This is a genomic window from Acidovorax sp. MR-S7 (assembly GCF_000400995.2).
Classification (GTDB): Bacteria; Pseudomonadota; Gammaproteobacteria; order Burkholderiales; family Burkholderiaceae_C; genus MR-S7.
In genome coordinates this window covers 68,353-93,042 of sequence record NZ_DF238897.1, presented here as the reverse complement: position 1 = coordinate 93,042, position 24,690 = coordinate 68,353, and the positions used below count along the sequence as shown (strand labels likewise).

The 24,690-nt window shown below is 69.2% G+C and carries 24 protein-coding genes; 11 read left to right on the top strand and 13 right to left on the bottom strand.

Annotated features, from left to right (window positions below; genetic code table 11):
• Positions 1-70 precede the first annotated feature (70 nt).
• From AVS7_RS02695 to AVS7_RS25010, 3 genes are all read left to right on the top strand, one after another.
• Positions 71-985, top strand: a complete 915-nt coding sequence (locus tag AVS7_RS02695; protein ID WP_020226978.1) for a LysR family transcriptional regulator — start codon at positions 71-73, stop codon at positions 983-985.
• Positions 986-1,086: 101 nt separating this feature from the next.
• On the top strand, positions 1,087-1,359 hold the full coding sequence (locus AVS7_RS02690) for a VF530 family DNA-binding protein (protein ID WP_034689862.1): 273 nt from the start codon (positions 1,087-1,089) through the stop codon (positions 1,357-1,359).
• Between the two features lie 148 nt (positions 1,360-1,507).
• Positions 1,508-1,852: a hypothetical protein gene (locus tag AVS7_RS25010; protein ID WP_020226976.1), complete on the top strand. Its 345-nt coding sequence runs from the start codon at positions 1,508-1,510 to the stop codon at positions 1,850-1,852.
• On the opposite strand, the gene AVS7_RS02680 is transcribed toward AVS7_RS25010, so the two are convergent.
• The 4 genes from AVS7_RS02680 to AVS7_RS02670 are packed head-to-tail and all read right to left on the bottom strand — an operon-like array spanning position 1,853 to position 7,016.
• A complete protein-coding gene (locus AVS7_RS02680) occupies positions 1,853-2,833 on the bottom strand; it encodes an alpha-E domain-containing protein (RefSeq protein ID WP_020226975.1) in 981 nt (326 codons plus the stop codon).
• Entirely contained in the window at positions 2,827-2,982 is a 156-nt protein-coding gene (locus AVS7_RS23450) for an alpha-E domain-containing protein (RefSeq protein ID WP_082176323.1), read from the bottom strand. Before AVS7_RS23450 ends, AVS7_RS02680 begins: the two co-directional genes overlap by 7 nt.
• Before the next feature lies 1 nt (position 2,983).
• The gene (locus AVS7_RS02675; protein ID WP_020226974.1) at positions 2,984-4,495 is read right to left on the bottom strand and encodes a circularly permuted type 2 ATP-grasp protein; all 1,512 of its coding nucleotides are present in this window, start codon (positions 4,493-4,495) and stop codon (positions 2,984-2,986) included.
• Between the two features lie 52 nt (positions 4,496-4,547).
• On the bottom strand, positions 4,548-7,016 hold the full coding sequence (locus tag AVS7_RS02670) for a DNA internalization-related competence protein ComEC/Rec2 (protein ID WP_020226973.1): 2,469 nt from the start codon (positions 7,014-7,016) through the stop codon (positions 4,548-4,550).
• Between the two features lie 113 nt (positions 7,017-7,129).
• Between AVS7_RS02670 and AVS7_RS02665 the strand changes: the two genes are divergently transcribed.
• Positions 7,130-7,588 carry a RidA family protein gene (locus AVS7_RS02665; RefSeq protein ID WP_020226972.1) on the top strand — a complete coding sequence of 153 codons (459 nt, stop codon included), beginning with the start codon at positions 7,130-7,132 and terminating at the stop codon, positions 7,586-7,588.
• 139 nt (positions 7,589-7,727) lie between these two features.
• Here the strand turns inward: AVS7_RS02665 and AVS7_RS02660 are convergent, their stop codons facing one another.
• From AVS7_RS02660 to AVS7_RS02650, 3 genes are all read right to left on the bottom strand, one after another.
• Positions 7,728-9,449 carry a methyl-accepting chemotaxis protein gene (locus AVS7_RS02660; RefSeq protein ID WP_020226971.1) on the bottom strand — a complete coding sequence of 574 codons (1,722 nt, stop codon included), beginning with the start codon at positions 9,447-9,449 and terminating at the stop codon, positions 7,728-7,730.
• A gap of 104 nt (positions 9,450-9,553) precedes the next feature.
• Positions 9,554-11,899 carry a DNA topoisomerase IV subunit A gene (parC, locus tag AVS7_RS02655; RefSeq protein WP_020226970.1) on the bottom strand — a complete coding sequence of 782 codons (2,346 nt, stop codon included), beginning with the start codon at positions 11,897-11,899 and terminating at the stop codon, positions 9,554-9,556.
• A gap of 57 nt (positions 11,900-11,956) precedes the next feature.
• A complete protein-coding gene (locus AVS7_RS02650) occupies positions 11,957-13,933 on the bottom strand; it encodes a DNA topoisomerase IV subunit B (RefSeq protein WP_024000841.1) in 1,977 nt (658 codons plus the stop codon).
• 85 nt (positions 13,934-14,018) lie between these two features.
• Between AVS7_RS02650 and AVS7_RS02645 the strand changes: the two genes are divergently transcribed.
• The 5 genes from AVS7_RS02645 to bamC are packed head-to-tail and all read left to right on the top strand — an operon-like array spanning position 14,019 to position 17,904.
• Positions 14,019-15,236 carry an MFS transporter gene (locus tag AVS7_RS02645; RefSeq protein WP_020226968.1) on the top strand — a complete coding sequence of 406 codons (1,218 nt, stop codon included), beginning with the start codon at positions 14,019-14,021 and terminating at the stop codon, positions 15,234-15,236.
• 4 nt (positions 15,237-15,240) lie between these two features.
• Complete coding sequence (locus tag AVS7_RS25325) at positions 15,241-15,369, top strand: hypothetical protein (protein ID WP_020226967.1); 129 nt, start codon at positions 15,241-15,243, stop codon at positions 15,367-15,369.
• On the top strand, positions 15,366-15,890 hold the full coding sequence (locus AVS7_RS02640) for a bifunctional 2-polyprenyl-6-hydroxyphenol methylase/3-demethylubiquinol 3-O-methyltransferase UbiG (RefSeq protein ID WP_034689856.1): 525 nt from the start codon (positions 15,366-15,368) through the stop codon (positions 15,888-15,890). The genes AVS7_RS25325 and AVS7_RS02640 overlap by 4 nt, the downstream gene beginning before the upstream one ends.
• A gap of 8 nt (positions 15,891-15,898) precedes the next feature.
• Positions 15,899-16,795 carry a 4-hydroxy-tetrahydrodipicolinate synthase gene (gene dapA / locus AVS7_RS02635; RefSeq protein WP_020226965.1) on the top strand — a complete coding sequence of 299 codons (897 nt, stop codon included), beginning with the start codon at positions 15,899-15,901 and terminating at the stop codon, positions 16,793-16,795.
• A 20-nt stretch (positions 16,796-16,815) separates the two neighbouring features.
• Complete coding sequence (gene bamC, locus AVS7_RS02630; protein ID WP_020226964.1) at positions 16,816-17,904, top strand: outer membrane protein assembly factor BamC; 1,089 nt, start codon at positions 16,816-16,818, stop codon at positions 17,902-17,904.
• Between the two features lie 103 nt (positions 17,905-18,007).
• Here bamC and AVS7_RS23445 read toward each other — a convergent pair whose 3' ends face one another.
• From AVS7_RS23445 to AVS7_RS02620, 3 genes are all read right to left on the bottom strand, one after another.
• On the bottom strand, positions 18,008-18,277 hold the full coding sequence (locus AVS7_RS23445) for a hypothetical protein (RefSeq protein ID WP_020226963.1): 270 nt from the start codon (positions 18,275-18,277) through the stop codon (positions 18,008-18,010).
• Between the two features lie 201 nt (positions 18,278-18,478).
• A complete protein-coding gene (locus AVS7_RS02625; RefSeq protein ID WP_020226962.1) occupies positions 18,479-18,979 on the bottom strand; it encodes a hypothetical protein in 501 nt (166 codons plus the stop codon).
• 23 nt (positions 18,980-19,002) lie between these two features.
• Positions 19,003-20,130 (bottom strand): JmjC domain-containing protein, encoded by a 1,128-nt coding sequence (locus tag AVS7_RS02620; protein WP_020226961.1) that lies wholly within the window; start codon positions 20,128-20,130, stop codon positions 19,003-19,005.
• Positions 20,131-20,146: 16 nt separating this feature from the next.
• On the opposite strand from AVS7_RS02620, the gene AVS7_RS02615 reads away from it, so the two are divergent.
• The gene (locus AVS7_RS02615; protein ID WP_024000840.1) at positions 20,147-20,671 is read left to right on the top strand and encodes a peptidylprolyl isomerase; all 525 of its coding nucleotides are present in this window, start codon (positions 20,147-20,149) and stop codon (positions 20,669-20,671) included.
• Between the two features lie 6 nt (positions 20,672-20,677).
• On the opposite strand, the gene AVS7_RS02610 is transcribed toward AVS7_RS02615, so the two are convergent.
• The 3 genes from AVS7_RS02610 to coaBC all read right to left on the bottom strand — a co-directional run bounded on the left by AVS7_RS02610 (position 20,678) and on the right by coaBC (position 22,965).
• The gene (locus tag AVS7_RS02610) at positions 20,678-21,160 is read right to left on the bottom strand and encodes a glycine zipper 2TM domain-containing protein (protein WP_020226959.1); all 483 of its coding nucleotides are present in this window, start codon (positions 21,158-21,160) and stop codon (positions 20,678-20,680) included.
• A gap of 141 nt (positions 21,161-21,301) precedes the next feature.
• The gene (gene dut, locus AVS7_RS02605) at positions 21,302-21,748 is read right to left on the bottom strand and encodes a dUTP diphosphatase (RefSeq protein ID WP_020226958.1); all 447 of its coding nucleotides are present in this window, start codon (positions 21,746-21,748) and stop codon (positions 21,302-21,304) included.
• Positions 21,745-22,965: a bifunctional phosphopantothenoylcysteine decarboxylase/phosphopantothenate--cysteine ligase CoaBC gene (coaBC, locus tag AVS7_RS02600; RefSeq protein WP_024000839.1), complete on the bottom strand. Its 1,221-nt coding sequence runs from the start codon at positions 22,963-22,965 to the stop codon at positions 21,745-21,747. The genes dut and coaBC overlap by 4 nt, the downstream gene beginning before the upstream one ends.
• Positions 22,966-23,040: 75 nt before the next feature.
• On the opposite strand from coaBC, the gene AVS7_RS02595 reads away from it, so the two are divergent.
• Positions 23,041-24,690 carry a CTP synthase gene (locus AVS7_RS02595; protein ID WP_020226956.1) on the top strand — a complete coding sequence of 550 codons (1,650 nt, stop codon included), beginning with the start codon at positions 23,041-23,043 and terminating at the stop codon, positions 24,688-24,690.

The window sequence follows — 24,690 nt, the reverse complement described above, 5'->3', positions numbered from 1 at the left end:
AACAATCGGCACGGGGCGTGCGTGTGAGAATTCCCCGGCCCCTGCCATGGGGCCAGAACAAGGAGAGCACATGGACCAGATACAGGCCATGCGCATATTCGCGCGGGTGGTGGAAGCCGGCACGTTCACGCGCGCAGCCGATTCGTTGCAATTGCCCAAGGCCACCGTGACCAAGCACGTGCAGGCCCTCGAAGCGCGGCTGCGCGTGAAGCTGCTTAACCGCACCACGCGCCGCGTCACCGTCACGGCGGACGGGGCAGCGTATTACGACCGCACCGTGCGCCTGCTGGCCGATTTCGACGACATCGAGGCCAGCATGGGCCAGGCCCGCGCCAGCCCGCGCGGGCGGCTGCGCGTGGACGTGGGCACCTCGGTGGCGCGGCTGCTCATCGTGCCGCGTCTGGCGCAGTTCCAGGAGCGCTATCCCGACATCCAGATCGACCTGGGCGTGAGCGACCGCACCGTGGACCTGATCGGCGACAACGTGGACTGCGTGATCCGCGGCGGCGAGCTGGCCGACCAGTCGCTCGTGGCGCGGCGCATCGGCAACCTGGAGTTCATCACCGTGGCCGCGCCCGGCTACCTGGCGCGGCATGGCACGCCACAGCATCCGCTGGACCTGGAAGGCGGCCACAGGAGCGTGATCTATTTCTCGCCCGTGTCCGCGCGCCGCTATCCGCTCGAATTCCACCGGAATAGCGAAGTGATCGAAATTTCCGGCCCCTCGCAACTCGCCGTCAACGAGAGCAACGCCTACGTGAACGCCCTCGTGGCGGGCCAGGGCGTGGGGCAGATCACCACCTTCCAGGCACAGCAGCACGTCGAGCGCGGCGAACTCGTGCGCGTGCTCGACGGCTGGTCGCACCCGCTGCTGCCCGTCTACGTCGTGTACCCACCGAACCGCCACCTGAGCGCCAAGGTGCGCGCGTTCGTGGACTGGGCCGCGGAGCTGTTGGCGGGCGAGCCGCAGCTGCAGCGGCGATGACGGCCCGCAAGCTCCCCTTTTAATAGCTGGTAGCGCTTATCCAGCAAGCGCTGGAGTCCATTTTGGCTTGAGGCCCAGCCATGGGCGTATGCTCGCCGCCCATGACCGATGCCTCCCCATCCCCCGCTTCGCCGCCTCCGGCTCAGCCCCGCAATCCGCTGCACGGCATCACGCTGGAGGCGATGGTGGTCGCGCTGCAGCAGCATTTCGGCTGGGACGGGCTGTCGAGCCGCATTCCCGTGCGGTGCTTCCAGAACGATCCGAGCGTCGCCTCCAGCCTGCGGTTCCTGCGCAAGACACCCTGGGCGCGCGAGAAGGTCGAGGGCCTCTACCTGTTCATGCTGCGCGAACAGCGGCGCAACGCACGGCGCTGAGCCGCGAGCATTCGCGCCCCGTGCGCAGCAGCTCGCGCACGCCGGCGGCCGGTTCGTCGCAAACGGCTGTGACGCAGCGGCGTGCCCCGCCACAGTGGCGCCACGGACGGCATGGTGCCGCCGGCAACGCCTCTCCAGGAGCATCGTCATGAATACCTTCACGCTTCCCTTCCAGGGTCTTTCTGCCCGCCGCGCCATCGCCGCCGCCATTGCCGTGCTGGGCTTCGCAGCCGGCGCCGGCGCGCAGGCCCAGGCCCCCCAGGCACAAGCAGCCACGCAGGCGCAGCAGGCCCAGGCGGCCACGGCATCTGCCGGCCGCACGCGCGCCGAAGTGATCGCGGAGCTGGAGTGCGCGCGCGCATCGGGCGAACTGGAAGCGTCGGTGCTGCGCACCTACAGCCTGGTGGTCGCGCCGCGTCCCACGGGCACGCCCTGCGGCCAGAGCGGCACCCTGGCCGCGCTGGACAGCGCACCGGACGCCGCGTCGCGCTGATCAGTGCGGCGACGGCACGAGAAAGTCGCGGCTGATGCCGGCGCCCAGCTCGTTCACCCGGTCGAGGAACTGGGTGAGGTAGGCATGCAGGCCGGTGGCCAGGATCTCGTCGATGCGGCCATAGCGCAGGTCAGCCAGCAGCCGGCCGGCCTTGCGCTGCGTCTCGGCCGACTGGCCGTTGGAGACGACGGCGAGGTTGTCGGCCACCTCGTGCAGGCTGGCATGCAGCGAGCGCGGCATGTCCCGGCGCAGCATGAGCAGGTCGGCCACGCGCTCGGGCGTGATCACGTCGCGGTAGACCTTGCGGTAGACCTCGAAGGCCGAGACGCTGCGCAGGATGGCGCTCCAGTGGTAGAAGTCGGCCTCCGGCGTGGCGCGCCGCGCGCCGTTGCCGGCCTCGCGCGCCGTGCCGTGGAAGTCGCTCTGCACCGCGTGGAACTTCACGTCCAGCAGGCGCGCGGTGTTGTCGGCCCGCTCCAGGAAGGTGCCCAGGCGCAGAAAGTGGAAGGCCTCGTCCTGCAGCATGGTGCCCAGCACCACGCCGCGCGAGAGGTGCGAGCGGTACTTCACCCATTCGAAGAACTGCCCCGGGTCGCGCTCGAAACCATCGCCCTTGAGCAGGCGGCAGAGTTCCAGCCAGGTCTGGTTCTGCGTTTCCCAGACCTCGGTGGTGAGCGCGCCGCGCACGGCACGCGCGTTCTCGCGCGCGGCACGCAGGCAGGAGACGATGGACGACGGGTTGCCGTCGTCGCGCACCATGAACTCCAGCACGCCCGCGGGCGTGATCTCGCCATGGCGCGCCGTGTAGGCGGGAATCAGCTCGCTGATGGACAGCAGTCCCTTCCAGCCCTCCTGGGCCATGGCGGCGGACTGCGGCAGCAGCGAGGTCTCGTAGCTCACATTCAACATGCGGGCGGTGTTTTCTGCCCGTTCGGTGTAGCGGGACATCCAGAACAAGTGATCGGCGGTGCGGCTCAGCATGCGGCCTCCTTGTGCAAGTAGGGCAGAAAACCCCGCACGCGCTGCGCGCGCACGCGGTGTTGTGGCGAAGGCCCGCATGCGGCGGCCCTTTCTGCCCGTTCGGTGTAGCGGGACATCCAGAACAGGTGATCGGCGGTGCGGCTCAGCATGTCAGTTTCCTCCCTGCGATTGCGTCATGCCGCCCATGGACTGCGATTGCAGCGGCGGCGCGGCGCCGTCCTCTCCCAGCACCCAGGTGTCCTTGGTGCCGCCCCCTTGCGAGGAGTTGACGACCAGCGACCCTTCCTTGAGCGCCACGCGCGTGAGGCCGCCGGCCACCATCTGCACCTTCTGGCCCGAGAGCACGAAGGGCCGCAGGTCGATGTGGCGCGGCGCGATGCCCGATTCCACATAGGTGGGGCAGCTCGACAGGCTCAGCGTGGGCTGCGCGATGTAGCCGGCCGGGTTGGCCAGCAGCGCGGCGCGGAAGTCCTCGATCTCGGCTTTCGTGGCCGCGGGGCCGATCAGCATGCCGTAGCCGCCCGCGCCGTGCACTTCCTTGACCACCAGTTCACCGAGGTGGTCGAGCACGTATTTCAGGTCGTCGGGCCGGCGGCACATCCAGGTGGGCACGTTCTGCAGGATGGGCTCTTCGCCGAGGTAGAAGCGGATCATCTCGGGCACGTAGGGGTAGACGGACTTATCGTCCGCGATGCCCGTGCCCACGGCGTTGCAGATGGCGACATTGCCCGCGCGATAGGCCTGCATGAGGCCCGCGCAGCCCAGCGTGGAGGTGGGGCGGAACACCTGCGGGTCGAGGAAGTCGTCGTCCACGCGGCGGTAGATCACGTCCACCCTCTGCAGGCCGCGCGTGGTGCGCATGTAGACGAAGTTGTCCTTGACCACGAGGTCCTGCCCCTCGACCAGCTCCACGCCCATCTGCTGCGCGAGGAAGGCGTGCTCGAAGTAGGCGCTGTTGTACATGCCCGGCGTGAGCACCACCACCGTGGGGTCGGCGCTGGACGTGGGGGCGCTGGCGCGCAGCGTGTCCAGCAGCAGGTCGGGGTAGTGCGCCACGGGCGCCACCCTGTGCATGGAGAACAGCTCGGGGAAGAGCCGCATCATCATCTTGCGGTTCTCCAGCATGTACGACACGCCCGAGGGCACGCGCAGGTTGTCCTCCAGCACGTAGTAGATGCCCTCGCCGCCCTCGCCCGGCGCGCGCACGATGTCGATGCCCGCGATGTGCGCGTACACGCCCTGCGGCACGTCCAGACCCTCCATCTCGGGGCGGTACTGGGCATTGCCCACGATCAAGTCGGCCGGCACGATGCCCGCGCGGATGATCGCCTGCCCGTGGTAGACGTCGTGGATGAATCGGTTGAGCGCCGTCACGCGCTGCACCAGGCCCTGCTGCATGCGGCGCCACTCGTGGTCGGGAATGATGCGCGGGATCAGGTCGAACGGGATCAGCCGCTCGGTGCCGGCGCCGTCCTCGTCCTTGGCGCCGTACACCGCGAAGGTGATGCCGACGCGGCGGAAGATCATCTCGGCCTGGGTGCGGCGGGCCTGCATGGCCTCGGTACTCTGGCGCGACAGCCACTGGCCGTACCGCCGGTAGTGCGCACGCACGTCGCTGCCTTCCGTGGGCAGCATGGTGTACATCTCATCGAACTTCAACATGGGCGTGCCTCCTGTGCACAGGATAGCAAGCCCCGCGCCAGGTCTGCCGGCCTCAGTCCGCAGCGGGGCGGTGGTGCCAGTAGCGCTGAGACGCCTGGCGTTCGCAGCGCACCGGCTCCAGCCCTGCCGACGACCACGAGGCCGCACCACACCAGGGCGTCTGCACCACGGGGATGCCGCGGTCCGCATAGCGCTGCAGCACAGGCGCCGCCGGATGGCCGAAGCGGTTGCGGTAGCCCGCCTGCACCAGCGCGGTGCGGGGATGCACCGCATCCAGGAAAGCGTCGCTCGACGAGGTCTTGCTGCCGTGGTGCGGGACAAGCAGCAGGTCGGCCGCCAGCGGCGCGCCGCCGGCCACCAGGGCCTGCTCCTGCGCACGCTCGATGTCCCCCGCGAGCAGCGCGGAGGCGCCCTCGCCCCCGCCCTCCGCGGCAGCCGTGACGCGCAGCACGCAGCTCTGGGCATTGGGCCGGGCAGCCGGCGCACCCCGGGGTGGGTGCAGCACCTCGAAGCCCACGCCGTCCCAGTGCCAGCGCTGCCCTGCGACGCAGGGCTCCACCGCATGCAGCGCCTGCAGCGGGTGCCCAGCCTCGATGGAGCCGCGCAGCTGCGCCTGCGGGTGCTGCGCCAGCACCGCCACGGCGCCGCCCGTGTGGTCGCTGTCGCCGTGGCTCAGCACCAGCATGTCCAGCCGCTCGCCCAGGGCCCGCAGCAGCGGCACGAGCACGCGCTCGCCGGCATCGCTGTCCTGGTGGTAGCGCGGGCCCGCGTCGTAGAGCAGGGTGTGTCGCGCGGTGCGCACCAGCACCGCCTGCCCCTGTCCCACGTCCACGGCCAGCAGTTCGAACTGGCCGGCATCGGGCCGCGGCGGCTGCCACCACAGGGCCGGCAGCACCAGCGGCAGGCCCAGCAGGCGCGCGCGCCAGGGCAGGCGCAGCGCCAGAATCACGCCGCCCACCACGGCCGCTGCCCCCGCCCACAGCGGCGCCATGGGCAGCGCGGCCTGCGCCCACGGCCATGCGGCCAGCCAGTGCAGCAGCGCCGACAGGCCCTGCACGCACCACGCCGCCGCCTGCCACAGCGGCGCCCAGAGCACGCCCGCCAGCGCGAGCGGCGTGACCACCAGCGTGGTCCACGGAATGGCCACCACGTTGGCCGCGAAGCCCACGAGCGACACCTGCCCAAACAGCAGCAGCGTGAGCGGCGTGATCGCCAACGTGATCACCCACTGCTCGCGCAGCATGGAAAGAAATCGGGCTCCAGCGCTTATTCCACGAGCGCTACCAGCTATCGGATCAGTAGCAAACAGCACCGCCACGGCTACGAAGCTCAGCCAGAAGCCCGGCTGCAGCAGCGCCCACGGGTCCAGCGCCAGCACCACCGCGCAGGCCAGCAGCCACACCTGCGGCCACGGCCAGCGCCGCCCCGACAGGCGCAAGAGCGCCACCACGGCCAGCATGCACACCGTGCGCTGCGCGGGCACGCCCCAGCCGCTGAAGAGCGCATAGGCACCCGCCAGCAGCACGCCGCCTGCCAGCGCCGCCACAGGGGCAGGCACGGCCAGGCACAGCGTGCTGCTGCGCCGCCAGGCCCGGCCCACCAGGGCAGCGGCGAGCCAGGCGAACAGGGTGATGTGCAGGCCCGAGATGCTCATCAGGTGGGCCACGCCGGTGGCGCGGAACACGTCCCAGTCGGCACGCTCGATGGCACGCTGGTCCCCCGTGACCAGCGCGGCGACCACGCCCGCCGCGCGCCGGCGCGCGGCATCGTCCGCCGGCGCCACGAGGTGGCGCACGATGGCGTCGCGCACCCGCTGGCGCCATTGCTCGACGGGGTGATGCCAGGTGGCCCCGAGGCGCTCGGGCGGGCCGTGCAGCGCGTCCAGGCGCGCACCCGTGCGCACATAGCCCGTGGCCTGCACGCCCTGCTCCCACAGCCACAGTTCGTAGTCGAAGCCGTGGGGGTTGCGCGCGCCGTGCGGCGCCTTCAGGCGCACGACCAGGCGCCAGCGCTCGCCCGCGCGCACGGGCGGCGGCGGGGCCTGGGCATCGCCGTCCAGGCTGCCGGCGTACCACGTGAGGTCGATCAGCTCAGGCAGACGCACGGGCGCGCCACCCTGCTGCACGTCCTGCGCGGCTTCCACGGCCAGCCGCAGGCGCAGCCCGGTCTCGCGCGGCTGCGGCATGGCGGCGACCACGCCCGTCACGCGCACGTCGCGCCCTTCCCACGCAGGGTCGAGCGCCCCAGCCAGGAACGCCCCGGCGCGCAGGCCGCAAACGCTGCCCATCAGCAGGGCGCCCGCGAGGACGACGCAGGCGGTGCGCACGCGCGCCGCGCGCCGGCTGGCGGGCGCGGGTGCGCACGCCAGAGCGCCGGATGCCAGCAGCGCCAGGGCCAGCCCGACCGCGTAGGCCTGCCAGTGCCAGAGCGCAGGCTGCTGCAACTGCAGCGCCGTGCCCAGCAGGCCGCCGCACAGCCACGCAGGCAGGCGCCAAGCCGGACGCGCACCACGGTCATCCATGGCGTAGGCCCGGCGCATCTATGTGAAACTCGCGGGCACCGGCGCCGCCCGCCGCGCGCCGGCCGCCTGCCTGGGCCCCATAGCGCCCGCCGTCCGTTTTCAAGGGAATCTCCATGAGCGTTTACGACAAGCTGAAAGAACTCGACATCACCCTGCCTCCCGTGGCCGTGCCCGCCGCAGCCTACGTGCCCTACGTGCAGTCTGGCAAGCTGGTATTCCTGAGCGGCCACATCGCGCGCAAGGACGGCAAGCCCTGGGCCGCGCAGTTCGGCAAGAACATCACCACCGAGGAAGGCCAGGCCGCGGCGCGCGCCGTGGCCATCGACCTGCTGGGCACGCTGCACGCCGCGACGGACGGCAACCTGAACCGCGTCAAGCGCATCGTGAAGGTGATGAGCCTGGTCAATTCCACCGGCGACTACACCGAGCAGCACCTGGTGACCAACGGCGCCAGCGAGCTGTTCGGCCAGGTGTTCGGCGACAAGGGCAAGCACGCGCGCAGCGCCTTCGGCGTGGCGCAGATCCCGCTGGGCGCATGCGTCGAGATCGAGCTGATCGCGGAACTGGAGTGACACCCCCTGAGCGGCTGCGCCGCTTCCCCCTCTCTCTCTGCGCGCTGCGCGCTCCGGGAGGGGGACGCCGCCCGTGCGGCGAGGCGGCCCTTGCACGGCGGCCCTCGCCTAGGAGGCGCGCCCGTTTCAAGGCGCGGTGTTAGAAGGACTCCCAGTCGCCATCGCCTGCCGGGGTTGCCGGCGCCGCCAGGGCCTTGGGAGTTGCGGCGCGCGCCGCGCCGGCCGCTGCCACGCGCGGTGCGGCGGCAACGGGCTTGGCCGGGGGCGCAGCCACGGGCCGTGCTGCTGGCGCTGGTGTGCGTGCCGACAGGGCCGCCGACCCGTCGGTGCGGAAGGCCGACACCACGTGCGCCAGATGGTCGGCCTGCTCGCGCAGGCTTTGCGCGGCGGCGGCGCTTTGCTCCACCAGGGCGGCGTTCTGCTGCGTCATCTGGTCGAGCTGGCCCACGGCCTGGTTCACCTGCGAGATGCCTGCGCTCTGCTCGGCGGACGCGGCGGTGATCTCGCCGATCATGTCCACCACGCGCTGCACCGACTGCACGATCTCGGCCATGGTGGCGCCCGCGTCGTGCACCAGGCGCGAGCCGCTTTCCACGCGCTCGACCGACGTGCCGATCAGCCCCTTGATCTCCTTGGCCGCGTCGGCGCTGCGCTGCGCCAGGCTGCGCACCTCGCCGGCCACCACCGCGAAGCCCCGGCCTTGCTCGCCTGCGCGCGCGGCTTCCACGGCGGCGTTCAGCGCCAGGATGTTGGTCTGGAAGGCAATGCCGTCGATCACGCCGATGATGTCGGCGATCTTACGGCTGCTCTGCTGGATGTCGTCCATGGTGGAAACCACCTCGGTCACCACCGTGCCGCCGCGGCGTGCCACCTCGGAGGCGCTGCCCGCCAGCTGGCTCGCCGTGCTGGCGCTGCCCGCGCTCTGCTGGATGGTGCTGGTGAACTCCTCCATGGCGGCGGCGGTCTCCTGCAGGTTGCTGGAGGTCTGCTCGGTGCGCGCCGACAGGTCCTGGTTGCCGGTGGCGATCTCGGCGCTGGCCACGGTGATGCTGTCGGTGCTCTGGCGCACCTCCTGCACCATGCGCGCCAGGGCCTGGCGCATGCTGGCCAGCGAGCGCAGCAGCTCGCCGAATTCGTCGCCGCGCGTGGCCTCGGCGCCGTCGCTGCGCAGGTCGCCGCCCGCGATGCGCGCCGCCATGGCGTTGGCCTCGGCCAGAGGACGCTGGATGCTGCCGATGAGCAGGTAGGCCCCCGCCACGATGCCCAGCAGCAGCACCGCCACGGCGCCCGCCGCCAGCTTCACCGTGAGCATGCGCGATGCGGCCATCTCGGCCAGCTGCTCCTCCGCGGCGCGCTCCTGCATCTGCACGAAGTCGCGCAGCGTGCCCAGGTAGGTGGCCACGGCAGGGATGTAGGACTGCTGCACGAGGCGCACCGCCTCCTCCTGGCTGCCGCCCTCCTTGAGCTTGGCGGCCTGCCCGCGCAGGTCGATCATGGCCTTGCGCGCCTCGGCGATGCGCTGCATCTGGGCGCGGTCGGCCGGCGACAGATCCAGCCCTTCCAGGCGCTTCTGCAACTCAGAGATCTGGGCCGAGGTGGCCGGGATCTGCTCCTTGAAGGCCTGCGCCACCGCGCTTTCATTGCTCAGCGACAAGGCCAGGGTGCGGGCCGCATTCGTCTCGGTGAGGCCGGCCCAGCGCGTGGCCGTCTGCACGCGCAGCGTCATCTCCTTGGTGAGCGCGTCGGCCTCGGCCTGGGTTTGGGCCGAGCGGTAGCCCGACGCGGTGATGATCGCGATGAGCGCCACTACGACGCACGCCACGGACAGCCACAGCTTGTGGGAAATACGCAGGCTTTTCATGGCAGGCTCGCTCCTTGTCGGGTGGGGTTTTGTGTGCAACGCACCGCGCCCCTGCGGTGCAGCGTTGCATGCATGCTACCAAACGCAACAAGCAGAGCGATAGCCTATTCCACGCGCAGCACCTCGGTGGGCTTGAAGCCCAGGTCGGCCGCCTTGCCCTTGCGCCCGCGCACGGCGCGCGCGTTGTTGAGGCTGCGGATCTCGAGCTGCTCCTCGCGCGGCTTGCCGCCACGGCCCACGCCCGCGAAGCGCACGCTGCGCGTATAGGCCGCCGCGCCCGCCAGGGTGTCCTTGGGCTCCAGGTCGATCAGCATGAGGCCGCGCCCGCCCTTCTCCATGAGCTTGAGCTCGCCGATCTCGAACGTGAGGATGCGCCCGCCCGCGGACGCGCAGCACACGTGCGTGGCGGGCACGATGGCCTGGCTTCCACTGGTGAACGCGGCGTGCGACGGCCGGCACAGCCGCTCGCCCTCGCTTAAAGCGACGAAGGCCTTGCCGCCCCGGTTGCGCGCCGTCATGTGTTCCACGGTGGACAGGAACCCGTACCCGCCCGAGCCCGCCAGCAGCAGCGCCGCATTGCCCGGCCCGGCGAAGTAGTGCACCGGCTGCGTGCCCGCCTCCAGCTCGATCAGCGTGGTGATGGGCTGCCCGTCGCCGCGCCCGCCCGGCAGGCTGGCGACGGCTACCGAGTACACGCGCCCGTTGCTGCCGAAGACGATGAGCGTATCGATCGTGCGGCACTCGAAGGTACCGTAGAGCCCGTCGCCCGCCTTGAAGGCGAAGCTGCCGGCCTCGTGCCCGTGGCCCTGGCGTGCGCGCACCCAGCCTTTTTCGGAGACGACCACGGTGACCGGCTCGTCGAGCACCTTCACCTCGGCCACGGCCTTCTTCTCGGCCTGGATCAGCGTGCGACGCGCATCCTGGAACTGCTTGGCATCCGCCTCGATCTCCTTGACCATCAGGCGGCGCAGCGAGGCGGGGTTGGCCAGGATGTCCTCCAGCTTGCCCTGCTCCTCGCGCAGCTCCTTGAGCTCCTGCTCGATCTTGATGGCTTCCAGCCGCGCGAGCTGGCGCAGGCGGATTTCGAGGATGTCCTCGGCCTGCCGGTCGGAGAGGTTGAAGCGCGCGATCAACGCCGCCTTCGGCTCATCGCTCGCGCGGATGATGGCGATCACCTCGTCGATGTTGAGCAGCACGATCTGCCGCCCTTCGAGGATGTGGATGCGCTCCAGCACCTTGTTCAAGCGGTGCTGCGAGCGCCGCGCGATAGTGGTCTGGCGGAAGGCGATCCACTCCTCCAGCATCTGCCGCAGCGACTTCTGCACGGGCTTGCCGTCCAGCCCCACCATCGTGAGGTTGATGGGCGCCGAGGTCTCCAGGCTGGTGTGGGCGAGCAGCGTGGTGATGAGATCCTGCTGCGGCACCTTGCCAGTCTTGGGCTCGATGACGATGCGCACCGGCGCATCCTTGCTCGACTCGTCGCGCACGCCGTCGAGCAGCGCGAGCAGCGCGGCCTTGAGCTGGGTCTGCTCCTGGCTCAAGGTCTTCTTGCCGGCCTTGATCTTGGGATTGGTGATCTCCTCGATCTCCTCGAGCACCTTGGCGGTGGAAACGCCGGGCGGCAGCTCCGTCACCACCATCTGCCATTGGCCGCGCGCGAGTTCCTCGATCTTCCAGCGCGCGCGCACCTTGAGGCTGCCGCGCCCGGTGCGGTAGGCGTCCTGGATGTCGCTCGCCGCGCTGATGACCTGCCCGCCGCCGGGATAGTCCGGGCCGGGGATCAACGCGAACAGTTCTTCGTCGGCCAACTGCGGCTTCTTGACCAGCGCCACGCAGGCATCGGCCACCTCGCGCAGGTTGTGGCTCGGGATTTCCGTCGCCAGGCCCACGGCGATGCCGCTCGCGCCGTTGAGCAGTGCGAACGGCAGGCGCGCGGGCAACTGGCGCGGCTCCTGCGTGCTGCCGTCGTAGTTGGGCATGAAATCGACCGTGCCTTGGTCGATCTCGTCGAGCAGCAGGCCGGTGATCCTGGCAAGCCGCGCCTCGGTGTAGCGCATGGCCGCGGCGCCGTCGCCGTCGCGCGAGCCGAAATTGCCCTGGCCATCGATCAGCGGGTAGCGCTGGTTGAAATCCTGTGCCAGGCGCACCAGCGCGTCGTAAGCCGACTGGTCGCCGTGCGGGTGGAAGCGGCCCAGCACGTCGCCGACCACGCGGGCGCTCTTGACCGGCTTGGCGGCGGTGTTGCCGTTGAAGCCCAGCCCCATGCGATCCATCGCATAGAGGATGCGCCGCTGCACGGGCTTGAGGCCGTCGCACACGTCGGGCAGCGCGCGGCCCTTGACCACGCTGAGGGCGTATTCGAGGTAGGCGCGCTGGGCGTAGCCCGCGAGTTCCAGGCGGTCGCCGTCGTCCTGCGGCGCGGAAAGATCGAGTGTGGGTTGATCGCTCATGCTATTGAATCAGGAGCTACCAGCGCTTGATAGGAAAGCGCTGGAGGCCAAAAAGACTTAGATATCGACTTCGACCGCGTCGCCGTGCAGCTCCATCAGCTCGCGGCGCGAGGCGGCCTCGCCCTTGCCCATCAGCTTGGTGATGAGGCCTTCGGTGGCACCGAAGTCGAATGCGCCCAGCTGGATGGGCAGCAGCCGGCGTGTGTCGGGATTGAGCGTGGTTTCCCAGAGCTGCTCGGCGTTCATCTCGCCCAGGCCCTTGAAGCGGCTGATCTGGCACTTCTCGCGCGGCACGCCGTCCTTGGCGCATTTGTCGAGGATGGCTTCCAGCTCGCCCTCGTCCAGCGCGTACATCTTGGCGGCGGGCTTCTTGCCGCGCGCGGGCACGTCCACGCGGAACAGCGGAGGGCGGGCGACGTAGATGTGGCCCGCGTCGATCAGCTTGGGGAAGTGGCGGAAGAACAGCGTGAGCAGCAGCACCTGGATGTGGGAGCCGTCCACGTCGGCGTCGGACAGGATGCAGACCTTGCCGTAGCGCAGTCCGCTCAGGTCGGGCGAATCATGAGGGCCGTGCGGATCGACGCCGATGGCCACCGAGATGTCGTGCACTTCGGTGTTGGCGAACAGGCGATCACGATCCACCTCCCAGGTGTTGAGCACCTTGCCGCGCAGCGGCAGCACGGCCTGGTTCTCCTTGTCGCGGCCCATCTTGGCGCTGCCGCCGGCGGAGTCGCCCTCGACCAGGAACACCTCGTTGTAGGCCAGGTCGCGGCTTTCGCAGTCGGTGAGCTTGCCGGGCAGCACGGCCACGCCGGAGCCCTTCTTCTTCTCGACCTTCTGGCCCGCGCGCTGGCGGGTCTGCGCGGCCTTGATGGCGAGCTCTGCCAGCTTCTTGCCGTATTCCACGTGCTGGTTGAGCCAGAGTTCGAGCGCGGGGCGCACGAAGCCGCTGACCAGGCGCACGGCGTCGCGCGAGTTCAGGCGCTCCTTGATCTGGCCCTGGAACTGCGGGTCGAGCACCTTGGCGCTGAGCACGTAGGAAGCGCGCGCGAACACGTCCTCAGGCATGAGCTTGACGCCCTTGGGCAGCAGCGAATGCAGCTCGATGAAGCTCTTGACCGCGTTGAACAGGCCATCGCGCAGGCCCGCGTCGTGCGTGCCGCCCGCGCTGGTGGGGATGAGGTTGACGTAGCTCTCGCGCACGGGCGCGCCGTCTTCGGTGAAGGCTACGCACCATGCGGCGCCCTCGCCTTCGGCGAAGCTCTCGCTGTGGCGGTCGGCGAAGCCCTCGCCCTCGAACAGCGGGATCACCGGATCGACGGTGAGCGTCTGGCCCAGGTAGTCTCGCAGGCCGCCCTTGTACTGCCAGGTCTGCGTGTCCTTCTTCTTCTCGTCGATGAGCTGCACGGTGACGCCGGGCATCAGCACGGCCTTGCTGCGCAGCAGGTGCATCAGCTCGCCCATCGGCAGGCTGGCGGATTCGAAATACTTGGCGTCGGGCCACACGCGCACGGTGGTGCCCTGTTTGCGCTCGCCCTGCTGCAGGGGGCGCGCGGCCAGCGGCTCGGTCACGTCGCCGCCCGAGAAAACGATGCGCGCGGCCTGGCCCTCGCGGTGCGTGGTGGCCTCCAGCCGCGTGGCGAGGGCGTTGGTGACGGAGACGCCCACGCCGTGCAGGCCGCCCGAGAAGCTGTAGGCGCCGCCCTTGCCCTTGTCGAACTTGCCGCCCGCGTGCAGGCGGGTGAACACCAGCTCGATAACGGGTGCGCCCTCGTCAGGATGCAGGCCGAAGGGGATGCCCCGGCCGTCGTCCTCCACGCTGACCGAGGCGTCGGCGTGCAGCGTGACCTTGATGCGCTTGCAGTGGCCGGCCAGCGCCTCGTCGGCGGCGTTGTCGATCACCTCCTGCAGGATGTGCAGCGGGTTGTCGGTGCGGGTGTACATGCCGGGTCGCTGCTTGACCGGCTCCAGCCCTTTGAGAACGCGGATCGAGCCTTCGGAATAGTCGCTCGGGGATGCGGGTTTGACTGCCATAGGCGGCGGATTGTAGGGCTGGATATAAAACCAGTTCAACCGCCCCTCGCGAGCGGACGCCGCGGCTTTTCGCTACATTCGCCGGATGCACAACGAAACCCGAAAACTCCCGCTGGCGCAGGTGCTGCTGTGCGGTGGCGCCATCGTCACCCTCTCCATGGGCATCCGCCATGGTTTCGGCCTGTGGCTGCAGCCCATCACGCAGGAGATGGACTGGACGCGCCAGACCTTCGCGCTGGCGATCGCCGTGCAGAACCTGGCCTGGGGCCTGTTCGGCATCTTCGGCGGCATGGTGGCCGACAAGTTCGGAGCCTTCCGCGTACTCATCGGCGGGGCGGTGCTCTACGCGCTGGGGCTGGCGGGCATGGCGCTGTCGCCCTCGCCGCTGCTGTTCACGCTGACCACCGGCGTGCTGCTGGGCGCGGCGCAGGCGGGCACGACCTACGCCATCATCTACGGCGTGCTGGGGCGGCAGGTGCCGGCCGACAAGCGCTCGTGGGCCATGGGCGTGGCGGCGGCGGCAGGCTCGTTCGGGCAGTTCCTGATGATGCCGCTGGAAGGCCAGCTCATCCTGCACCTGGGCTGGAAGACGGCGCTGCTGGCGCTCTCGGCCATGGTGCTGCTCATCGTGCCGCTGGCCTGGGGGCTGCGCGAGCCGGGCTTCCACGGCAGCGCGCCCATGAAACGTACGCAGACCGTGCGCCAGGCGTTCGCCGAGGCGCTGCGCTACCGCAGCTTCCTGCTGCTCACGGCGGGCTACTTCGTCTGCGGCTTCCAGGTGGTGTTCATCGGTGTGCACATGCCCAGCTACCTGCGCGACCACGGCCTGTCGGTGCAGGTGGCGAGCTACGCGCTGGCGCTGATCGGCCTGTTCAACGTGTTCGGCACCTATGCGGCGGGCACGCTGGGCCAGCGCATGCCCAAGCGCCACATCCTGGCCTTCATCTATTTCGCGCGCGCCGTGGTCATCACCATCTTCCTGCTGGTGCCGCTGTCGCCGTTGTCGGTCTACGTGTTCTCGGCCGTGATGGGCGCGCTGTGGCTGTCCACCGTGCCGCCCACGAACGCCACGGTGGCGCAGATCTTCGGCGTGCAGCACCTGTCCATGCTCAGCGGCTTCGTGTTCTTCAGCCACCAGATCGGCAGCTTCCTGGGCGTGTGGCTCGGCGGCTACCTGTACGACCGCACGGGCAGCTACGACATCGTCTGGTACCTGGCCATCGCGCTGGGCATCTTCGCGGGCCTGGTGAACCTGCCCGTGCGCGAGAGCGCCATCCCCCGCGCCGCCCCGCAGGCAGCCTGACGCCATGACCCGCACACACCGGAAATGGCTGGCAGGCGCGGTGGCGCTTCTGGTGCTGCTGGCCGTCTTCGGCATGTACGCGCAGCCGGATTTCATGCTGTCGCTGGCCGATCAGCTCTGGAGCTGCTTCTGACCGCGTCCGACTGGATCCAGCGCTGGTCGCACCTCGTGCCCGAAGGCGGCACGGTGCTCGACGTGGCCTGCGGCGCGGGACGCCACATGCGCTGGTTTTCAGCGCGAAATCACCCTGTAACCGGCGTGGATCAAGCGCAAGCAGCTATTGAAGCAGTAGCACCGATGGGCGAAGCGATCCAGGCCGACATCGAGAACGGCCCCTGGCCCCTGCCCGGCCGGCGCTTCGACGGCGTGGTGGTCACCAACTACCTCTGGCGCCCGCTGCTGCCCACCATCGTGGAGAGCGTGGCCCCCGGCGGCGTGCTGCTCTACGAGACCTTCTCCCAGGGCAACGAAACCGTGGGGCGGCCCGCGCGGCCCGAGTTCCTGCTGCGCCCCGGTGAACTTCTGCACGCCTGCGAGAGTCTGCGGGTGGTGGCCTACGAAAACGGCTTCCTCGACGACCCCGCGCGCTTCGTGCAGCGCATCGCCGCCGTGCGCGAACCCGCCCTAGTTAGAATGCCCCTTTACCGTTTTTGAACGCGGACATGACCTCTCCCAGCGCCACCCTCACGGGCAGCATCGTCGCCCTCGTCACTCCCATGCACGACGACGGCAGCGTCGATTACCCCACCTTGCGCAAGCTCATCGACTGGCACATCCAGGAGGGCACGGATTGCCTGGGCGTCGTGGGCACCACGGGCGAATCGCCCACGGTGAACGTGGAGGAGCACTGCGAGGTCATCCGCGTGTCGGTCGAACAGGCGGCCGGGCGCGTACCCGTGATGGCCGGCTGCGGCGCCAACTCCACGGCCGAGGCGATCGAGCTGGCCCGCTTCGCCAAGAAGGTGGGCGCCGACAGCCAGCTCCAGGTGGTGCCCTACTACAACAAGCCCACGCAGGAAGGCCAGTACCGCCACTTCAAGGCCATCGCCGAAGCCGTGGGCGACCTGCCGATGGTGCTCTACAACGTGCCCGGCCGCTCGGTGGCCGACATGCACCACGAGACCGTGCTGCGCCTCACGCAGGTGCCGGGCATCGTGGGCATCAAGGAGGCCACGGGCAACATCGAGCGCGCGCAGTGGCTGATCCGCGACGTGCCCAAGGGCTTCGCCGTCTATTCGGGCGACGACCCGACGGCCGTGGCGCTCATGCTGTGCGGCGGCCAGGGCAACATCAGCGTCACCGCCAACGTGGCGCCGCGCCTGATGCACGAGCTGTGCGCGGCCGCCATCGCGGGCGATGCGCGCAAGGCCATGGAGATCCAGTTCCGCCTGCTGCCCGTGCACAAGCATCTTTTCGTCGAGGCCAATCCCATCCCCGTCAAGTGGGCCATGCAGCGCATGGGCCTGTGCGGCGGCGCCTTGCGCCTGCCCATGACGCCGCTGGCCCAGAGCAACGAGGCCGTGGTGGAAGGCGCCCTGCGCGCCGCCGGCCTGCTGTAACACGTTCCAAGGATATTCGCGTGAACGCTACCACCCGCCTGGGCCTGCTGGGCCTTGCCGTGACCCTGTCTGCCTGCTCCGTGCTGGAGAGCGACAAGATCGACTACAAAAGCGCCACCAAGGGCGCATCGCTGGAAGTGCCGCCGGACCTGAGCCAGCTCTCGCGCGACACGCGCTACACCGTGCCCGGCGGCGTGGTGTCCGCCGCGGCCTTCGAGGCCGGCCAGGCCCAGCAGCCGCGCGGTGCGGCAAATGCCGCGCCCCAAGCCATCGGAGACGTGCGCATCGAGCGCGACGGCAACCAGCGCTGGCTGGTGGTGGACCGCCCGGCCGACCAGCTCTGGGAGCCGGTGCGCGACTTCTGGCTCGAAAACGGCTTCGTCTATACGCTGGAGCAGCCCAACCTGGGCCTGCTCGAGACCGACTGGGCTGAGAACCGCGCCAAGCTGCCGCAGGACATCATCCGCTCCACCATCGGCAAGGTCTTCGATTCGCTCTATTCCACCGGCGAGCGCGACAAGTTCCGCACACGCCTGGAGCGCGCCTCCGACGGCCGCACCGAGATCTACGTCAGCCACCGCGGCATGGTCGAGGTCTACAGCACCGCGCAGAAGGACAGCACGATCTGGCAGCCGCGTCCCGCCGATCCCGAGCTGGAAACCGAGTTCCTGCGCCGCCTGATGGTCAAGCTGGGCGTGAGCGAGGAGCAGTCCAAGGCGGCAGCGGCCGCCGTCGTGCCCCCGGCACCCTCGGCCCGCATGGCCACGGCGAGCGGCGTGCCGGTGGTGCAGCTCGACGAGAATTTCGACCGCGCATGGCGCCGCGTGGGCGTGTCGCTGGACCGCACCGGCTTCACCGTGGAAGACCGCGACCGCAGCCAGGGCGTGTACTTCGTGCGCTATGTCGCGCCCACCGAGAAGAAGGAACAGGGCTTCTTCAGCAAGCTCTTCGGCCGCTCGCCGGATGCGGCCGCGCCGCTCAAGTACCGCATCGTGGTGCGCAGCGAAGGCAGCCAGAGCACCGTCTCGGTGCTGAACGCGGCAGGCGCCCCCGAGTCGTCCGCCAATGCCGAGCGCATCGTGCGCGTGCTTGCCGACGACCTGAAGTAGACCCGGCACCGGCCCAAACAAAAAGCCCCGGCCTGACGGCTCGGGGCTTTTTTTTGCGTCCTGCGCTCCGGAGAGGAGCACGGGAAGCGGAGAGGCCAGCGGATTACTTGGCTTCGGAAGCGGCGCCGGTAGCGGCTGCGGCAGCTGCATCGGCAGCGGCCTTGGCGGCGTCAGCGGCAGCGTCGTTGGCGGCAGCCGGTGCGTCTGCGGAGGCAGGCGCTTCTGCGGGCGCGGGAGCGGGTTCCGGAGCAGGCGCGGGGGCAGGTGCTTCCACGGGCGCGGGTGCGGGTGCCGGAGCGGGCTCTTCCTTCTTGCCGCAAGCGGCGAGAGCGGCAGCAGCGATCAGGGCGGCCAGAACGACGGAGTTTTTCATGTCGGTTTCCTTGGTTGGACAGATGACAGGTGATTGTTATGAAAATGCCGGCGTCCGCCTCTTGCAGCGGTGAACCCGGCGCGGGCGCATTCTTGCGGTGCACCCTGGGGCTATACCGGGTCGAAATTATAGGGAGGTTTCGTCAATACTGGTTAATACTAGGATCTGGCAACCCCTGTTACAAATGGCGCCCGTGCCGCGTCACAGCCCCAGCACGGTGGCCGGGAAACCCGGGCTGCTCTTGCGCTCCTGCCATTCGTTCAAAGCCTCGCGCAGCAGCACGCGCCTGTCGGGCTCGCGCCCGGTCACGCCGACGCAGCGCACCGGGTCATGGCGCTGCAACACCCAGCCCGGCGACCAGATGGCGCTGGGCAGGTCCAGCGGGTCGGCAGCAGCCCTGCGGCACACGATGATGTGGTCCCAGCGCACCCGCCACTGCACGAAACGGGCGTGCCGGCGCACGATCTCGCTGAAATCTGCCGCAAGCAGGGTGAAGCGCCGGCCCGTGCGCGACCATTGCTGCAGCGCGTCGGCCACAGCGCGTTCGCCCAGCGGCCAGTCGTGGAAATTGGCATCGCTGAACACCAGCTCGGGCCAGTCCTCACGCGCCGCGCACTGCAGGGCATCGCGCACCAGCTGCTGGAAGGCCTCCCGGCCCTCGAAGCGCCCGCTGGGCAGCGGGATGGTATCGGTATCGGTCATGCCCTGCTCCTTGTGCTGCGGCCTCAGGCCGGGGAGCTGGCATGCACCCAGCCGGCCTCGCACCAGGACGACAGCAGCTCCAGCGCCGCATCGCTCGCACGGGCCAGGTCCCGCGCGTCCAGGCGGCGCTGGTCCGCCAGCCGCTGCATCAGCGTGGCATCGCGCCCGGCGGCGCGGTAGCTCTCGCCGTTGATGAAGACGTGCCTGGCGTCGTACATCATGCGCGTGCGCCGGTCGAGCACCACGCATTCCATCATGCCTGCGGATGCCGAGGGCTCGAACCAGACGTTGGGCTTGGGCTCGGTCAGGGCTTCACCCAGTGCACGCTCCAGTGCCAGCGGCTCCTCCAGGGCACGGCGCACCGCATCGCGCGCGAAGGTTTGCAATTCCTGCGGAATGGCGCCCGAGGCGGACACGGCCGGCTGGCGCGGGTCACGGTAGATGGGCGAATCCTCCTCGTCCACCGCCGCGTCCGCCATGCGCAGCAGCACCTCATGGGCCAGATCCGCGCGGTTGGGCGAACGAAAACCGATGGAGTAGGTCATGCACTCTCCCTCGGCGATGCCATCGTGGGCCCAGCGCGGCGGCAGGTACAGCATGTCGCCCGGCTCCAGCACGTATTCCTCCTCGGGCTCGAACTGCTCCAGGATCTTCAGCGGCAGGCCGTCGCGCAGCGCGAAATTCTTCTGGCGCCCGATGCGCCAGCGCCGCCGGCCGTGGGCCTGCAGCAGGAAGACGTCGTAGCTGTCGAAGTGCGGGCCCACGCCGCCGCCGTCGCTGGCATAGCTGATCATCAGGTCGTCCAGCCGCGCCTGCGGCACGAAGCGGAACTGCTGCAGCAGCGCATGCACGGCCTCGTTGTGCAGGTCCACGCCCTGCACCAGCACCGTCCATTCGCGCGTGCCCAGCGGTGGCAAGGAACGCCGTGCGAGCGGGCCGTGGCGCAGACGCCAGCGGCCGTCCAGATGCTGGATGAAGCGGGATTCGACCTCCTCGCGCGCAGCCAGTTCGAACAGCGCCGCACGCCCGACAGGGGGCTTGAAGCCCGGGATGGCCTGCCGCACGAGGAGCGGCTTCTTGTGCCAGTGGCGCTGCATGAACTGCGCCGGGCTCAGGCCTGCGAGCAGGGGCGATGGTTGTTGAATGTCCATAAGCGACAATTCTCTTATGGAAATTACCGAACAATGTGTGGTCGCCTTGACCTGGATCTTGAAAGACACGCTGGGCGAGGAGCTCGACGTGCTCGACGATCCCGTGGAATTCCTGGTCGGCGGGGACGACCTGCTCGCACGCATCGAACAGGCCCTGCAAGGCCACGGCGTGGGCGCAGAACTCTCCTTGCACCTAGAGCCGGAAGAGGCTTTCGGCGACTACCAGGACCAATTGCTGTTCCTGGAACCCCGCCCGCTCTTCCCGGCGGACATCGAGGAAGGCATGACCTTCGAGGGCAGCGCCCTGCCCCATGGCATGAACCCCGAGGCGCCACGCGATGCGCTCTACACCGTGGCCCAGCTCTACCCCGACCATGTGGTGCTCGACGGCAACCACCCGCTGGCTGGGATCGCGCTGCGCCTGCAGCTCAAGGTGCACGGCGTGCGCGAAGCTACCGAGGAAGAAATCGGACGCGGCTCCGCCGGCACCGGCTTCTTCCGCATCCAGCCGCAGGCGCCAGGCAGCGGCCTGCTGCACTGACGCGGCTTACATGCGCGATATCTGGCCGCCGTCCAGCCGCACCCGGTCGCCGGGGCGCAGGTCGCCAGGCGAAGGCACGTCGTAGACGCGCTGGCCGCCCTGGTCCAGCCGGACGGTGATGCGGTAGGTGTCGTATTCGGTGCGGCTGTTGCGCCCCTCGATGGCGTTGCCGGCCACGGCGCCGCCCACGGCGCCGATGGCGGTAGCCGCAGCCCGGCCGGTGCCGCCGCCGACCTGGTTGCCCAGCACGCCGCCTACCACCGCGCCGAGGATGGCGCCAGCGCCACTGGTGCGGTTCTGGGCCTGCATCCCTTCGATGTAGAGCACCGAGCCGTATTCGATGCCGCGATCGGGATAGGCCTGGTAGCCGGGGGCGGGTTGGCCGACGTATTCCGGGCCATAGCTACGCGGTTGCTGGCCACAGGCCGCGAGCAGGCCTGACAGGCCCACCGCCACGCACAGGGATGCAAAACGGGAAGGGTTGCGCATGGTTCACTCCTCGCATTCACTGGAATGCGCTATGCGTCCATTGCAGCACCCCGCCCTCCAGGCTGGCGCCGGGCGATCGCCGCGCGCGCCGTAGTTCCAGGCGCACGCGGTTCGTAAGCCCAGGCCTACGCCTGCGGCCCTTCAGTGCTTGCCGGTTGAGCCGTAGCCACCCTCGCCGCGCTCGCTCGCGGGGAACTCGCTCACCACGTTGAACTGTGCCTGCACCACCGGCACGATGACCAGCTGCGCCAGCCGCTCCATGGGCTGCAGCGTGAAGGCCGTGTCGCTGCGGTTCCAGGCGCTGACCATGAGCTGGCCCTGGTAGTCGCTGTCGATCAGGCCCACGAGGTTGCCGAGCACGATGCCGTGCTTGTGCCCCAGGCCCGAGCGCGGCAGGATCAGCGCGGCGTAGCCGGGGTCCTTCAGGTAGATGGCGATGCCCGTGGGCACGAGCTGCCAGGCGTTGGGCTCCAGGGTCAGCGGCGCGTCGATGCACGCACGCAGGTCGAGCCCCGCGCTGCCAGGGGTGGCATAGGCGGGCAGTTGATCCGCCATGCGCGGATCGAGGATCTTGACGTCGATTTTCATGAGGAAGTGTTCAGGCGCCGGGCGATCTCGGTGACGAGCTGGCGGCCCAGCTCGGCCTTGCTCGCGCGCGGCAGTTCGTGGCTGCCGTTCTCGTCGATGAGCAGCAGCGCGTTGTCGTCCTGGCCGAAGGTCGCCGGGCCGATGTTGCCCACGAGCAGCGGCACGCCCTTGCGCACGCGCTTGGCACTGGCGTGGGCCAAAAGGTTCTCGCTCTCGGCCGCGAAGCCGACGCAGTAGAGCTGGCCGGCGCGCGCGCGTTCCGATTGCGCGATGGTGGCGAGGATGTCGGGGTTCTCCACGAAGGAGAGCTGAGGCACCTGGCCCGAGCTGTCCTTCTTGATCTTCTGGTCGGCGGCATTGGCCGGCCGCCAGTCGGCCACGGCCGCCGTCGCTATGAAAATAGTAGCTTCTTGCGCTTGTCCAGCAACGGTTTCAAGCATATTTTGTGCTGAACGCACGTCGATGCGCCGCACGCCGCGCGGCGTGGGCAGGTGCACCGGCCCGGCGACCAGCGTGACCTCGGCCCCGGCCTCGCGCGCCGCGCGGGCGATGGCGAAGCCCATCTTGCCGCTGGAGAGGTTGGTGATGCCGCGCACCGGGTCGATGGCCTCGAACGTGGGCCCGGCCGTGATGAGCACGTGCTGGCCCGCGAGCCGCTTGGGCGCGAAGAAGGCGGCCAGCTCTTCCATGATCTCCTCGGCCTCCAGCATGCGGCCGTCGCCCGTCTCGCCGCAGGCCTGGTCGCCGTTGCCCACGCCGAGCACGGTGGCGCCGTCCTGCGCCACCTGGGCGAGGTTGCGCTGCGTTGCGGGATGGGCCCACATCTCGCGGTTCATCGCGGGAGCGAGCAGCAACGGCACGCGCGCGATAGGGCGCGCGAGGCACAGCAGGGAGAGTAGTTCGTCGGCGCGGCCCTGCACGAGCCGCGCGACGAAATCGGCGCTGCACGGCGCGATGAGGATCGCATCGGCCTCGCGGCTCAGGTTGATGTGCGGCATGTTGTTGGGCTCGCGCGCATCCCACTGCGAGCCGTAGACGGGCCGGCCCGTGAGCGCCTGCATGGTCACGGGCGTGATGAACCGCTCGGCCGCCTCCGTCATCACGACCTGCACCGTGGCGCCGGCCTTCACCAGCAGCCGGGCGAGCTCGGCGGACTTGTAACAGGCCACGCCGCCGGAGAGGCCCAAAACGATGTGTTTGCCAGCAAGTGCATTCATGGGGGCGCATTCTGGCAGACCGGGCGTGCGGGAGCGGGACTTCTATAATCCCGATTTCCCACCACCAAAAAAGACATGACCAAATTTGTCTTCGTCACCGGCGGTGTGGTGTCTTCCCTGGGCAAGGGAATCGCCTCAGCCTCCCTTGCCGCGATCCTCGAATCGCGGGGTCTCAAAGTCACCCTCATCAAGCTCGATCCGTACATCAACGTCGATCCGGGCACCATGTCTCCCTTCCAGCACGGCGAGGTCTTCGTGACCGACGACGGGGCGGAGACCGACCTCGACCTGGGCCACTACGAGCGCTTCATCGAGACGCGCATGAAGCAGGCCAACAACTTCACCACGGGCCGCATCTACCAGAGCGTGCTGGAGAAGGAGCGCCGCGGCGACTATCTGGGCAAGACGGTGCAGGTGATCCCGCACGTCACCAACGAGATCCAGGAATTCATCAAGCGCGGCGCGGGCATCGGCACACCCGACGCGGTGGACGTGGCCATCTGCGAGGTCGGCGGCACGGTGGGCGACATCGAGTCGCTGCCCTTCCTCGAAGCCGTGCGCCAGCTCTCGCTGAAGCTCGGCCCCAACAACTCGGCCTTCGTGCACCTGACCTACCTGCCCTGGATCGCCACGGCGGGCGAACTCAAGACTAAGCCCACGCAGCACACGGTGCAGAAGCTGCGCGAGATCGGCATCCAGCCCGACGCGCTGCTGTGCCGTGCGCACCACGCCGTGCCCGAGGAAGAACGGGAGAAGATTTCCCTGTTCACCAACGTGGCCGAGTGGGGCGTGATCAGCATGTGGGACGTGGACACCATCTACAAGGTGCCGCGCATGCTGCACGAGCAGGGCCTGGACGGCCTGATCTGCGACAAGCTGCGCCTGAACACCCCGCCCGCCAACCTCAAGCGCTGGGACGACCTGGTGCGCGAGACCGAGCATCCGCAAGGCGAGGTGCAGATCGCCATGGTGGGCAAGTACGTGGAGCTGTCGGACGCCTACAAGTCCGTCAACGAGGCGCTCAAGCACGCCGGCATGCAGAGCCACGTGCGCGTGAAGATCACCCACGTGGATTCGGAAACCATCACCGACGCCAACGCCGCGCAGCAGCTGGGGGCCTACGACGCCATCCTGGTGCCCGGCGGCTTCGGCTCGCGCGGCGTGGAAGGCAAGATCAGTACCGCCAGGTATGCCCGCGAGCACAAGGTGCCCTACCTGGGCATCTGCCTGGGCATGCAGGTGGCCACCATCGAGTACGCGCGCCACATGGCGGGCCTGGACGGCGCGAACTCCACCGAGTTCGACGCGCACTGCAAGCACCCCGTGATCGCCCTCATCACCGAATGGAAGGACGAGGACGGCACGATCAAGACGCGCGACGCCAACTCCGATCTGGGCGGCACCATGCGCCTGGGCGCGCAAAGCTCCGACGTGCAGCCCGGCACGCTGGCCCACAGCATCTACGGCGACGTGGTCACCGAGCGCCACCGCCACCGCTACGAGGCCAACGTGCAGTACCTCGAACAGCTGCGCAAGGCGGGCCTGGTGATCTCCGCACTCACCCAGCGCGAGCACCTGACCGAGATCGTCGAGCTGCCCAGCGAAGTCCACCCCTGGTTCATCGGCGTGCAGTTCCACCCCGAGTTCAAATCCACGCCCTGGAATGGCCACCCGCTGTTCAACGCCTTCGTGAAGGCGGCCGTGGCGCATCAGAAAAAGGCTTGA

What these genes read in the sequence shown, in the direction of transcription:
- AVS7_RS02695 (WP_020226978.1), top strand. Translation starts at nt 71, where the DNA reads ATGGACCAGATACAGGCCATGCGCATATTCGCGCGGGTGGTGGAAGCC.
- AVS7_RS02690 (WP_034689862.1), top strand. Translation starts at nt 1,087, where the DNA reads ATGACCGATGCCTCCCCATCCCCCGCTTCGCCGCCTCCGGCTCAGCCC.
- AVS7_RS25010 (WP_020226976.1), top strand. Translation starts at nt 1,508, where the DNA reads ATGAATACCTTCACGCTTCCCTTCCAGGGTCTTTCTGCCCGCCGCGCC.
- AVS7_RS02680 (WP_020226975.1), bottom strand. Translation starts at nt 2,833, where the DNA reads ATGCTGAGCCGCACCGCCGATCACTTGTTCTGGATGTCCCGCTACACC.
- AVS7_RS23450 (WP_082176323.1), bottom strand. Translation starts at nt 2,982, where the DNA reads ATGCTGAGCCGCACCGCCGATCACCTGTTCTGGATGTCCCGCTACACC.
- AVS7_RS02675 (WP_020226974.1), bottom strand. Translation starts at nt 4,495, where the DNA reads ATGTTGAAGTTCGATGAGATGTACACCATGCTGCCCACGGAAGGCAGC.
- AVS7_RS02670 (WP_020226973.1), bottom strand. Translation starts at nt 7,016, where the DNA reads ATGGATGACCGTGGTGCGCGTCCGGCTTGGCGCCTGCCTGCGTGGCTG.
- AVS7_RS02665 (WP_020226972.1), top strand. Translation starts at nt 7,130, where the DNA reads ATGAGCGTTTACGACAAGCTGAAAGAACTCGACATCACCCTGCCTCCC.
- AVS7_RS02660 (WP_020226971.1), bottom strand. Translation starts at nt 9,449, where the DNA reads ATGAAAAGCCTGCGTATTTCCCACAAGCTGTGGCTGTCCGTGGCGTGC.
- parC (WP_020226970.1), bottom strand. Translation starts at nt 11,899, where the DNA reads ATGAGCGATCAACCCACACTCGATCTTTCCGCGCCGCAGGACGACGGC.
- AVS7_RS02650 (WP_024000841.1), bottom strand. Translation starts at nt 13,933, where the DNA reads ATGGCAGTCAAACCCGCATCCCCGAGCGACTATTCCGAAGGCTCGATC.
- AVS7_RS02645 (WP_020226968.1), top strand. Translation starts at nt 14,019, where the DNA reads ATGCACAACGAAACCCGAAAACTCCCGCTGGCGCAGGTGCTGCTGTGC.
- AVS7_RS25325 (WP_020226967.1), top strand. Translation starts at nt 15,241, where the DNA reads ATGACCCGCACACACCGGAAATGGCTGGCAGGCGCGGTGGCGCTTCTG.
- dapA (WP_020226965.1), top strand. Translation starts at nt 15,899, where the DNA reads ATGACCTCTCCCAGCGCCACCCTCACGGGCAGCATCGTCGCCCTCGTC.
- AVS7_RS23445 (WP_020226963.1), bottom strand. Translation starts at nt 18,277, where the DNA reads ATGAAAAACTCCGTCGTTCTGGCCGCCCTGATCGCTGCTGCCGCTCTC.
- AVS7_RS02625 (WP_020226962.1), bottom strand. Translation starts at nt 18,979, where the DNA reads ATGACCGATACCGATACCATCCCGCTGCCCAGCGGGCGCTTCGAGGGC.
- AVS7_RS02620 (WP_020226961.1), bottom strand. Translation starts at nt 20,130, where the DNA reads ATGGACATTCAACAACCATCGCCCCTGCTCGCAGGCCTGAGCCCGGCG.
- AVS7_RS02615 (WP_024000840.1), top strand. Translation starts at nt 20,147, where the DNA reads ATGGAAATTACCGAACAATGTGTGGTCGCCTTGACCTGGATCTTGAAA.
- AVS7_RS02610 (WP_020226959.1), bottom strand. Translation starts at nt 21,160, where the DNA reads ATGCGCAACCCTTCCCGTTTTGCATCCCTGTGCGTGGCGGTGGGCCTG.
- dut (WP_020226958.1), bottom strand. Translation starts at nt 21,748, where the DNA reads ATGAAAATCGACGTCAAGATCCTCGATCCGCGCATGGCGGATCAACTG.
- coaBC (WP_024000839.1), bottom strand. Translation starts at nt 22,965, where the DNA reads ATGAATGCACTTGCTGGCAAACACATCGTTTTGGGCCTCTCCGGCGGC.
- AVS7_RS02595 (WP_020226956.1), top strand. Translation starts at nt 23,041, where the DNA reads ATGACCAAATTTGTCTTCGTCACCGGCGGTGTGGTGTCTTCCCTGGGC.